6 protein-coding genes and 1 tRNA gene are annotated in these 12,155 nt (G+C 39.6%); 1 reads left to right on the forward strand and 6 read right to left on the reverse strand.

The window, feature by feature from the left end; translation table 11 throughout:
* Positions 1 to 10: 10 nt before the first annotated feature.
* Positions 11 to 418, reverse strand: coding sequence for a 30S ribosomal protein S12 (gene rpsL / locus CP366_RS07230; RefSeq protein WP_025014719.1), 408 nt, complete (start codon positions 416 to 418; stop codon positions 11 to 13).
* A 181-nt stretch (positions 419 to 599) separates the two neighbouring features.
* Here rpsL and CP366_RS07235 point away from each other — a divergent pair, with 181 nt between their 5' ends.
* Complete coding sequence (locus CP366_RS07235) at positions 600 to 1,283, forward strand: A24 family peptidase (protein WP_005720326.1); 684 nt, start codon at positions 600 to 602, stop codon at positions 1,281 to 1,283.
* 61 nt (positions 1,284 to 1,344) lie between these two features.
* On the opposite strand, the gene rpoC is transcribed toward CP366_RS07235, so the two are convergent.
* The 5 genes from rpoC to CP366_RS07260 form a co-directional block, all read right to left on the reverse strand.
* Positions 1,345 to 5,004, reverse strand: coding sequence for a DNA-directed RNA polymerase subunit beta' (gene rpoC, locus CP366_RS07240; protein WP_013085813.1), 3,660 nt, complete (start codon positions 5,002 to 5,004; stop codon positions 1,345 to 1,347).
* A 15-nt stretch (positions 5,005 to 5,019) separates the two neighbouring features.
* Entirely contained in the window at positions 5,020 to 8,658 is a 3,639-nt protein-coding gene (locus CP366_RS07245) for a DNA-directed RNA polymerase subunit beta (protein ID WP_089146131.1), read from the reverse strand.
* A gap of 221 nt (positions 8,659 to 8,879) precedes the next feature.
* Entirely contained in the window at positions 8,880 to 11,360 is a 2,481-nt protein-coding gene (locus tag CP366_RS07250; RefSeq protein ID WP_089146130.1) for an ATP-dependent Clp protease ATP-binding subunit, read from the reverse strand.
* 104 nt (positions 11,361 to 11,464) lie between these two features.
* Complete coding sequence (locus tag CP366_RS07255; protein WP_065990090.1) at positions 11,465 to 11,920, reverse strand: GAF domain-containing protein; 456 nt, start codon at positions 11,918 to 11,920, stop codon at positions 11,465 to 11,467.
* 74 nt (positions 11,921 to 11,994) lie between these two features.
* Positions 11,995 to 12,068 (reverse strand) — tRNA-Pro (locus CP366_RS07260).
* Positions 12,069 to 12,155: the final 87 nt, after the last annotated feature.

The following is a 12,155-nucleotide window of genomic DNA, read 5'->3' on the forward strand; positions in this document are numbered from 1 at the left end:
AACTCCTCCTTTAATCTTTCTTAGTACCGTACTTAGAACGGCCTTGCTTTCTGCCATCAACACCAGCAGTATCGAGGGCACCACGAATGATGTGGTAACGAACACCAGGAAGGTCCTTTACACGACCACCACGAATTAAAACAACTGAGTGTTCTTGCAAGTTGTGTCCTTCACCTGGAATGTAAGCAGTAACTTCGATCAAGTTTGAAAGACGAACACGAGCGTACTTACGTAAAGCTGAGTTAGGCTTCTTTGGAGTCATAGTACCCACACGAGTTGCAACACCACGCATTTGTGGAGCTGGGTTGAATACTGATTCCTTCTTCATACTGTTGTAGCTGTAATTCAAAGCAGGTGACTTTGACTTAGTAACCTTTGAATGACGGCCTTTTCTTACCAATTGATTAATGGTTGGCATTAATTTTTCCTCCTAAAATACTATTTTGTTCACACATCCGGGAGTTTCTTTTTTACTCACGAATAGACTGTTCAAAACATACAAAGACTATTGTACTCGGTTTTAAGCAGAAAGCAAACTTTTTCAAAATAAAAAAATAAAAATCGGCTATTTTTGCGTAATAAATAGTGGAGGTGTTTTTTTGAAATACTTATTTATTTTTACTAACTTTATAATTGGAAGTTGCTTGGCTTCTCACGCAGCAGTAGTTTACGAGCACTGGAATGATAAAAATTTTATTTACTCACGTTCTCAGTGCAACAACTGTCACCTTGAATTATCAATTTTGGATGAAATTCCATTATTATCTTATCTTTTTCTTCAAGGAAAATGTCGTTATTGTTATCAACAAATTCCAGTTGAATTATTTTTATTTGAATTAATTGGCGGCTTTGCCTTTTGTTTACTCGATTTTAGTAAGACACAGGACATTATTACCGCTATTTTGCTTTTTTCGCTTTTAGTCGTTGCAATCTCTGATTATCAAAAGCAAGAATTTGATCTTCTCCTACTAATTCCAGCCATTAGCGTTGCGATTTTATTCAACCAATTTGCAGCTTTTACATTAATCGACTGGATCTCTTTTACATTATTGCTAGGAATTTTTAGCTATAGCATAATGCAAAGAAAAATGGGGCTAGGCGATTTATTAATTTACTTAATTATCGCTTGCTACTTCACCCCATCATTTGCCAATTTAGTTTTTCTATTTGCTTCAATCTTGGTAATTGCAATTTTTCTTATTGAAAAAACTCCTATTAACCATCGCTATCCATTTATTCCATATATTTTCCTAGGATTAGTACTAACCCAATTAATTTTTTAGACAAAAAATAAGCATTCCCGCTCTTAAAAGATTGGAAATGCTTATTTATTTTCAATAAAGCTTAGTCTTGCTTAGCTTTATCCTTTTCTTTCATTTGCTTTTCAATATCAGCAATTGAGTATACTGAATCTGGCTTCTTAACGTCAGCTTCAGGTTCCATGCTGCGGTATACAGGCATACCAGTACCAGCTGGAATAATTTTACCGATAATAACGTTTTCCTTAAGTCCAAGAAGTGGATCATTCTTACCTCTAATAGATGCATCAGTAAGAACACGTGTGGTTTCCTGGAATGAAGCAGCTGACAAGAAACTGTTAGTTTCCAAAGCAGCCTTAGTAATACCCAAGATAACGCTTTGAGCAGTTGCTGGAATACCACCAGAAATAATAACTTCCTTGTTGCGGTCTCTAAATTGACCAATATCCATAACTTCACCTGGCAAGATGTCAGTTTCACCTGGATCAAGGACACGAACCTTTTGCAGCATTTGACGAGTTAACACTTCAACGTGCTTGTCGGCAATGTCTACACCCTGCATTCTATAAGCCTTTTGAACTTCAGCTAAGATGTACTTTTCAGTAGTTAATGTATCAGTAACTTGAATCAATTCCTTAGGATCAACAGAACCAAGAGTTAACTTGTCACCACGATGAACGTAGTCACCTTCGCTAACAGCAACTGAAGCTGTATAAGGAACACTGTAGCTTCTAGTATCAATCTTACCCTTAACAGTAATTTCACGAGTATGTTCTGCTGGGTTTTCTTGAATTGAATCAATTACACCATCAACTTCAGAAATGGTTGCACGACCCTTAGGGTTACGTGCTTCAAACAATTCTTGCACACGAGGCAAACCTTGAGTGATATCTTCAGCACCGGCAACACCACCGTTGTGGAAAGTTCTCAAAGTAAGCTGAGTACCTGGTTCACCAATTGATTGAGCAGCAACAGTACCAACTGCTTCACCAACTTCAACTTCTTCACCAGTAGCAAGGTTCATACCGTAACACTTGCGACATACGCCGTGAGGAGTATCACAGGTAAGAATTGAACGAATCTTAACGTGAGTTACACCTGCATCACAAATCTTGTGTGCCATGTTTTCATCCATCATGACATCTCTGCCGACAATAGTTTCGCCAGTTTCAGGATCTTTAACAGTCTCAGCAGTGAAACGACCAACCAAACGGTCAAATAATGGTTCGATCATTTCGTCACCTTCCATGATGGCACTAACTGTAATACCACGATCAGTACCACAATCGTCATCACGAATAATAACGTCCTGAGCAACATCAACCAAACGACGAGTCAAGTAACCTGACTGAGCAGTCTTCAATGCAGTATCAGTCATACCCTTACGAGCACCGTGAGTAGACATGAACAATTCCAATACTGACAAACCTTCCTTAAAGTTTGAAGTAACAGGAATTTCGAACAAACCACCGTTAGGAGTGGCCATCAAACCACGCATACCGGCTAACTGAGTAAAGTTAGAAATGTTACCACGGGCACCTGAGTCTGCCATGATTGAAATTGGATTACGAGGTGCGTGAATTTGTGCAATTTCGTTTTGGATCTTGTCCTTACATGCATTCCAAATACTAATTACTCGGTCGTGACGTTCTTGTTCAGTAATCAAACCACGTCTAAATTGCTTAGAAACAACATCAACTTGTTTACGTGCCTTGGCTACCTTTTCATCCTTATCTTGGATTTCTGGAACGTCAGTCATACCAATAGTAATACCTGAAGTAGTTGAGCTAGTGTAGCCTAACTTCTTCAAATCATCCAAGTATTCTGAAGTTCTTTGAACCTTGTAATACTTGTAAATAGTAGCAATAGAATCTGACAAGAAGCTTCCCTTAAACGGACTAGCGATTAAATCATCGCCTACTTCATCGATCTTCTTATCAATCTCTTCGCCTTCACCTAAGAAGTACTTAGCATCCAACGGATTGTTCAAGTTCTCTTCAGTTGGTTCATTGATATAGAAGTAATCATCTGGGAACAATTGATTGAAGACAATCTTACCATAAGTGGTAATAAAGATGCCGTGTTCATGTCCCTTAGGCCATGGCTTTTTAGGCATAGCATCTGCAGACATACCAATAATGGTATGGTAGTGAATATCGCCATTTTCGTAAGCTACAGCAGCTTCTGCTGGTGAGCTGAAGATCATACCTTCACCTTCACGACCACGTTCGGCCTGAGTTAACCAGTAGTTACCCAAAACGATATCCTGTGATGGAGTAACAATTGGCTTACCATCCTTAGGAGCCAAAATGTGGTGAGCAGCCAACATTAACAATCTTGATTCAGCAACAGCTTCATCAGAAAGTGGTACGTGAATAGCCATCTGGTCACCATCGAAGTCGGCATTGTAGGCTTCACAAGCTAATGGGTGAAGTCTAATTGACTTACCTGGTACCAAGATTGGCTCAAAGGCTTGAATACTCAAACGGTGAAGAGTAGGTGCACGGTTTAAAAGAACTGGACGTTCCTTAATCACATCTTCAAGTACATCCCAGATATCGTCATCTTCACGGTCAATCTTACGCTTAGCATTCTTGATGTTTGATGCAATTCCACGTTTAACTAATTCATGCATTACAAATGGCTTGAACAATTCCAAAGCCATTGGACGTGGCACACCACATTGATAGAACTTCAATTTTGGTGAAACATCGATAACTGAACGACCAGAGTAGTCAACACGCTTACCAAGCAAGTTTTGACGGAAACGTCCTTGCTTACCCTTAAGCATATGTGAAAGTGACTTCAATGGACGGTTACCTGGTCCAACAACTGGACGACCACGACGACCGTTATCAATTAAAGCATCAACAGCTTCTTGAAGCATACGCTTTTCGTTTTGAACAATAATATTAGGTGCGTTCAAATCAAGCAATCTCTTCAAACGGTTGTTACGGTTGATTACACGTCTGTACAAATCGTTCAAATCTGAAGTTGCAAAACGGCCACCTTCAAGTTGAACCATTGGACGAAGATCTGGTGGAATTACTGGAACGGCATCCATTACCATCCATTCAGGCTTGTTACCTGAATTCTTGAAGGCATCCAAGATATCTAACCGTCTAATTGCACGCGTACGTTTTTGACCAGTGGCAGTTTGAAGTTCTTTCTTCAAATCCTTAACTTCTTTATCAAGGTCAACTTTCTTAAGCAAATCGCGAACAGCTTCAGCACCCATCTTAGCTTCAAAACGGTTACCGTACTTAGCTTTTTGTTCACGGTATTCAGCTTCAGTTAATAATTGCTTAGGTTCAAGGTCAGTATCACCTGGATCAATTACAATGTATGCAGCAAAGTAAATAACTTCTTCAAGTAATCTTGGAGAAATGTCCAAAACTAATCCCATTCTTGATGGGATACCCTTAAAGTACCAAATGTGAGTTACAGGTGCAGCCAATTCAATATGACCCATACGTTCTCTTCTTACCTTTGAAGAAGTAACTTCAACACCACAACGGTCACAAACGATACCACGGTATCTAACGCCCTTGTACTTACCACAAGCACATGACCAATCTTTTGTTGGTCCAAAAATTCTCTCATCAAATAAGCCATCTTTTTCAGGCTTTAAAGTACGGTAGTTGATGGTCTCTGGCTTTTTAACTTCACCATATGACCAGCTTCTGATCTTGTTAGGTGATGCAAGACCAATTTGCATACTTTCAAACTTATTTACGTCGATCAAAAGTTTAACCTCCTACTATTTAGAAACTTTATCGTCAGACTCATCTGCAGGAGCTACCGGCTTATCTGCATTTTCTTTACTGTCTTTATCTTCTGATTTTCCAGTTTCTTCGGCTAACTTCTTCTTTTCTTGCTCTTCTGCCATCCGTGACAAAGTATCGATGTTCAAGTGTTCACTTGAGTCTTCATCCATATCACGAAGTTCAATTTCATTATGGTTCATATCAAGAACACGGATATCCAAACCTAATGATTGAAGTTCCTTAACAAGAACACGGAATGATTCTGGAACACCTGGCTTAGGAATCTTTTCACCCTTAACAATAGCTTCATATGCCTTTACACGACCAACAACGTCATCTGACTTGTAAGTCAAAATCTCTTGCAATGTGTAAGCAGCACCATAAGCTTCAAGGGCCCAAACTTCCATTTCACCAAAACGCTGACCACCAAATTGTGCTTTACCACCAAGTGGTTGTTGAGTAACCAATGAGTAAGGCCCAATTGAACGTGCGTGGATCTTGTCGTCAACCATGTGGGTCAACTTCAAGTAGTGCATAACACCTACAGATACACGGTTGTGGAATGGTTCACCGGTACGACCATCATAAACAACGGTCTTACCATCTTTATCAACACCTGCTTGACGAACTGTGTCCCAAACGTCATTTTCGTCAGCACCATCAAATACTGGTGTTGCAACGTGAATGCCCAATTGACGAGCAGCTGCACCTAAGTGCAATTCAAGAAGCTGTCCGATGTTCATACGTGATGGAACACCCATTGGGTTTAAACAAATATCTACTGGAGTACCATCTGGTAAGTATGGCATGTCTTCTTCTGGAACAACTGCAGCAACAGTACCCTTGTTACCGTGACGACCAGACATCTTGTCCCCAACTTGAATCTTTCTCTTTTGAGCGATGTAAACACGAACCATTGTGTTAACACCTGGTGAAAGTTCATCGCCGGCTTCACGAGTATAAACCTTAACGTCTTGAACAATACCGCCACCACCGTGTGGTACACGAAGTGAAGTATCACGAACTTCACGAGCTTTTTCACCGAAAATAGCGTGAAGTAATCTTTCTTCAGCAGATAATTCAGTTACACCCTTAGGAGTTACCTTACCTACCAAAATGTCGCCATCGTGGACTTCTGCACCAACACGAACGATACCATCAGCATCAAGATCCTTCAAAGCATCCTCACCAATATTAGGAAGTTCTCTAGTAATTTCTTCTGGACCTAACTTAGTGTCACGAGCTTCTGATTCATAATCTTCAATACTGATTGAAGTATAAACATCATCCTTAACTAATCGTTCAGAAAGCATGATGGCATCTTCATAGTTGTACATATTCCAAGTCATGAAGGCAATCAATGGGTTCTGACCTAAAGCAAGTTCGCCATGATCCATAGTTGGACCGTTAGCAATTACATCACTCTTGTCAACCTGATCACCTAATTTAACATTAGGAGTTTGGTTGTATGACTTAGAGTTATTTGAACGACGGTACTTTTCAAGTGTGTATTTGTCCAAAGTACCATCTTCACGTCTAATACGGATTTCATTAGCATCAACGTATTCAACTACACCAGCAGCCTTAGCGATTAAAGCAGCACCTGAATCGTGTGCAGCACGGTATTCCATACCAGTACCAACAAGTGAACCATGCGGATTAATTAATGGTGCAGCCTGACGTTGCTGGTTTGCACCCATCAAAGCACGGTTAGAGTCATCGTTTTCAAGGAATGGAATACATGCTGAAGCGACAGAAACAACTTGCTTAGGAATAACGTCCATGTAGTCAATCTTATCTGGAGAAACTTCGACGTTATCTTCCTTTTGACGAGCCAAGATCAACTTCTCCTTAAATGAACCATCATCATTCAATGGAGTGTTGGCACCAGCGATAATGTAATTATCTTCTTCGTCAGCAGTCAAATAGTCGATCTTATCAGTAACCTTGTGGTCCTTCCAAGAAACACGACGGTATGGGGTTTCGATAAAACCATACTTATTAATAATCGCATATGAAGCAAGTGAGTTGATCAACCCAATGTTAGGACCTTCTGGAGTTTCGATAGGACACAAACGACCATAGTGAGTATAGTGAACGTCACGAACTTCATAACCAGCACGGTCACGGGTCAAACCACCAGGCCCTAAGGCTGACATACGACGTTTATGAGTCAATTCACCTAATGGGTTATGTTGATCCATAAACTGTGAAAGTTGTGATGAACCAAAGAATTCCTTAATACTTGCAACAATTGGACGAATGTTGATCAATTGTTGTGGAGTAACTGTTGAAGGATCTTGGATTGACATTCTTTCACGAACAACACGTTCCATACGTGCCAAACCAATTCTAAATTGGTTTTGAAGAAGTTCACCAACACGACGAATACGACGGTTACCCAAGTGGTCGATATCATCAGTAGTACCAATTTCATCTTGCAATGCAAAGAAGTAATTGATTGAAGCTAAAACATCAGCTGGAGTCAAATGCTTAACGTTATCAGCAATATGACCATTTGACATTAATTTAACTTCACGTTCAGGGTCTACCTTTGAGTAAACCTTAATTTCTTGAACTGTAATAGGATCTGGTAATACGCCTTCCTTTGAAGGTTGGTAAGTTACCATCTTAAAGTCATCACGCTCAAGATATGGAGCTAACTTATCCATTACTTCGTGGGTAACTACAGTACCCTTCTTAGCAACAATTTCCCCAGTATCTGGATCAGCTAAAGTTTCAGCTAAAGTTTGACCGTATAAACGGTTCTTAAGTGAAAGCTTCTTATTGATCTTGTAACGACCTACAGGTGCTAAATCGTAACGACGTGGATCAAAGAAACGGGCATACAAAAGTGAACGTGAAGAATCAGTAGTCTTTGGTTCACCTGGACGAAGTCTTTCATAGATATCTTTTAAGGCTTCAGCTACACGTGAGTCAGCTGGGTTCTTATGAACATCCTTGTCCAAAGTGAATTGCAAAGTATCACTTTGACCAAACATATCAATAATGTCACTGTCAGAGCCAATACCCATTGCTCTAATCAATACAGTAAGAGGCAATTTACGAGTACGGTCTACACGAACAAATGAAACGTTCTTTGCGTCGGTTTCATATTCAAGCCAAGCACCACGGTTAGGAATAACAGTAGTACCAAAGATTTGACGACCATTCTTGTCATAATCGCCAGTGTAATATACACCAGGTGATCTTACCAATTGTGAAACGATAACTCTTTCAGCACCGTTAACAATAAATGAACCTGATTCGGTCATTAATGGCAAATCACCAAAGAAAACATCTTGAGTCTTAATTTCACCAGTTTCTTGGTTAGTCAATTTCAAGGTAACGTGCATTGGTGCAGCATAAGTTGCATCATGGTTACGGGCTTCATCAACTGTATACTTTGGCTTTTGCAATTTATAGCCAACATATTCTAATGAAAGCTTACCTGAGAAATCGCTAATCGGCATAATGTCATCAAAGACTTCTTTAATGCCTTTATCAAGAAACCACTTATATGATTCGGTTTGAACATCAGTTAAGTTAGGTAACTTCAATACTTCCTTAATGCGGGAGAAGCTACGTCTAGTTCGATGTTTACCGTAGTTCACTACGTGTCCATTTAACAAGGAAAAACATCCTTTCTGTCTAAGAAAGCAAATATTACATTTCTGTTACAAATTCAAAAAACTGCAATTTTAGGCATAAAAAAGACAAAAACAACAATTGTCGTTTTTGTCCCTTATCATTTTGCTGGACAATAGATCAGCAAAATCCTGAATCTCAGTCTTTTTAAATCAGCAAAAATTATATGATATTTTCAGCATTTTGTCAAGGTATAGCACCAATATCACTTGACTTTTACAGTTTCTTTCTTCGGATTAACTACTTCAAATTTCAAATGTCCATGCTGACTACCAATTTTCAAAGTGTCGCCTGACTTAACTTCGCCTACAATCAACATCTCGGCAATCTTGTCTTCAATATCATTTTGAATTGCTCTTCTCAATGGTCGAGCACCATTTTCTGGATCATAACCATCTTGTGCAATCTGATCCAGTGCTGCCCGTGATAGCTTCAATTCGATACCCTTCTTTTGCAAACGAACTACCAGCTTGTGCGTTAACAAAGTTACAATATTGCGCAGCTGCTTCTTATCTAGTTCATCGAAGATAATAGTTTCATCGATTCTATTTAAAAATTCTGGGCGGAAGAATTGTTTGATTGCTTGTTCAACTTTAGCTGATCTCGCCTTGGCTGGATCTGCATTATCTGCATTGAAGCCGACTGCCTTATTATCAAAGAGCGAACGAGAACCTAAATTAGAAGTCATGATTATAATTGTATTTCTAAAGTCGACTTTTCTACCTTTGGAGTCAGTCAAAAATCCTTCATCTAAAACCTGCAAAAGCAAGTTAAAGACATCTGGATGAGCTTTTTCTACTTCGTCAAGCAAAATAACCGAATACGGATGACGACGAACCTTTTCAGATAATTGACCGCCTTCTTCATAACCGACATAACCTGGTGCCGAGCCAATTAATTTGCTTGAAGCAATTTGGTCCATATATTCAGACATATCTAGCCTAATCAAATTGTCTTCCGAGCCAAACATTGCTGCTGCAACTGACTTAGCTAGTTCTGTCTTACCAACACCAGTTGGACCTAGGAACAAGAAGGAACCAATCGGACGACGTTCATCTTTAATCCCGCTTCTACTACGACGAATAGCACGGGCAACTGCAGAAACAGCTTTATCTTGTCCAATCACGCGTTGATGCAAGATCTTTTCCAAGTTAGCCAATTGCCGTGACTCATTACGCTTCATTTGAGTAACAGGGACGCCAGTCCAGTCGGAAACCACTTTAGCAATATCTTCTGGCTCAACCACAGCTTTAGCACTAACTTTGTCTTTCAACTTCTCTACCATTGCTTCACGTTGCATTTCTAAGTTGTTCTGCTCATCCTGCAATTGAGCAGCTTTAACAAAGTTTTGACTAGCGGCAGCCATATTCTTTTGCGTAATCAGTTTCTTAATTTGCTCATTAACTTTTTCTAGCTCAGCATCATTGCTAATGTTATTACGAATCTTAACTGCGGCACTAGCTTCATCTACTAAGTCAATCGCCTTATCTGGCAAAAAGCGATCCGAAATATAGCGCGTTGACAAATCAACTGCATCCTTCAAGCTCTCATCAGAAATAGTCACATGATGGAACTTTTCATATTTCGACTTCAAGCCACGCATAATTGTCAAAGTGTCATCTCTTGAAGGCTCACTTAAGCGCACTTGTTGAAAACGACGTGCCAAAGCTTGATCTTTTTCAATGTACTTTTGATATTCATTAAAAGTAGTTGCACCAATCATTTGAATATCGCCACGAGCAAGCGAAGGCTTCAAGATATTAGAAGCATCAATTGCACCTTCAGCACCACCAGCACCAATTAAAGTATGCATTTCATCAACAAAGAGAATGACATTGCCATCCTTGGTGACTTCGTTCAGGATTTTCTTCATTCTGTCTTCAAACTCACCACGATACTTAGTCCCAGCAACTAAACTACCTAAATTTAAGGCCATTACCCGTTTCTTAAGCATATCCTGTGGCACTTTTTTGTTGACAATCTCAGTTGCAATCGCTTCAGCAACAGCAGTCTTACCAACTCCTGGTTCACCAACTAAGACAGGATTATTCTTAGTCCGTCGAGACAAAATTTGAATCACACGCTTAATTTCTTGGTCACGGCCAATCACCGGATCAATCTCGCCATTACGCACACGTTGATTTAAATTAACCGCTACCTTATCTAAGTTAGGAGTAGTGCTCTTGCGCTTCTTTTGACCAGTCGTCGTGTTATCATCACCCAGCCAATTAGCTGAATCACCAAAGTCTTGGTCTTGACTCAAACTATCTTCAACATCCTGCTGCAAGCGAGGAATATCAACATTCAAGTTTTTCAAAATCATTGCTGATAAAACCTGCTCACTTGCAGTAATTCCCAGCAAAACATGATTAGTGTTAACTTCCTTAACTCCATCGTCATTAGCTCGTCTTCTAGCATAATCCAAAGCTAAACTCAAACGTGGTGACATTTCCATGTAGCTTGTCTTAGGGGCAGAGCCATAACCGGTATAACGCTCAATCTCTTCACGTACTGCAGTTGGTGTTAATCCCCATGAGCGCAAGATTTTTCCTGCTTCACCGTCAGTTTCAATTACTAGAGCCAATAAAACATGTTCTGTGCCAATCAAGCGATGATGAAAATTTTGTGCTTGTTCACGTGCAATTTTCAATACTTGATTAACGCTCTTACTATATGAATTTTCCATACAAACACCACCCTTTAAAATACGTTATGGTATTTTACTTTTCTTTTGTCAGTAAGTAAAACAATTTGACTTATCTTCAACTTCATTATGTCCAATTCTAATAATTACGCAAAAATTGCTTCCGCTATTTCAGTTAAATACTTTTTATCAATTTCGTCAAAATTAGCTAGCTTGGTCGAATCAAAATCAAAGACGCCCCAAAGTTTTCCCTGATTAAAAATTGGGACAACGATTTCCGAATTTGAAGCACTATCACAAGCAATGTGACCAGCAAATTCATGTACATCCTTAACAATCTGCGTTGTTTTTGCTTGTGCAGCCGTACCACAAACACCTTTTCCCATTTGAATATGAACACATGCTGGCATCCCCTGAAATGGACCCAATATCAGTTCATCATTTTCATAGCGATAAACACCTGCAAAATTCACATCATTTAACGAATTAAACAAAAGAGCAGATAAATTAGCTGTATTAGCAATCCAATCATCTTCTCCCTCAATCAAAGCTCTAGCTTGCTCCACTAATAATTTGTATTTTTCTTCAGTAGTTGCCGTCATTTTTAATCTCCCTTTAAGTTTTAAAAGATATTATAACAAAAAGAAAAAAGCTACCCAAACGGATAGCTTGTATATCGGGAAAATCGGACTTGAACCGGCGACCTCTACGTCCCGAACGTAGCGCTCTACCAAACTGAGCTATTTCCCGTAAAAAAAGACTCACCGCTTGGTGAGCCTTCTATCTTGGAGCGGAAGACGGGATTCGAACCCGCGACCCCCACCATGGCAAGGTGAT

This window comes from Lactobacillus sp. UMNPBX15, assembly GCF_002553785.1.
Taxonomy (GTDB): domain Bacteria; phylum Bacillota; class Bacilli; order Lactobacillales; family Lactobacillaceae; genus Lactobacillus; species Lactobacillus crispatus.

What these genes read in the sequence shown, in the direction of transcription:
- rpsL (WP_025014719.1), bottom strand. Translation starts at nt 418, where the DNA reads ATGCCAACCATTAATCAATTGGTAAGAAAAGGCCGTCATTCAAAGGTT.
- CP366_RS07250 (WP_089146130.1), bottom strand. Translation starts at nt 11,360, where the DNA reads ATGGAAAATTCATATAGTAAGAGCGTTAATCAAGTATTGAAAATTGCA.
- CP366_RS07255 (WP_065990090.1), bottom strand. Translation starts at nt 11,920, where the DNA reads ATGACGGCAACTACTGAAGAAAAATACAAATTATTAGTGGAGCAAGCT.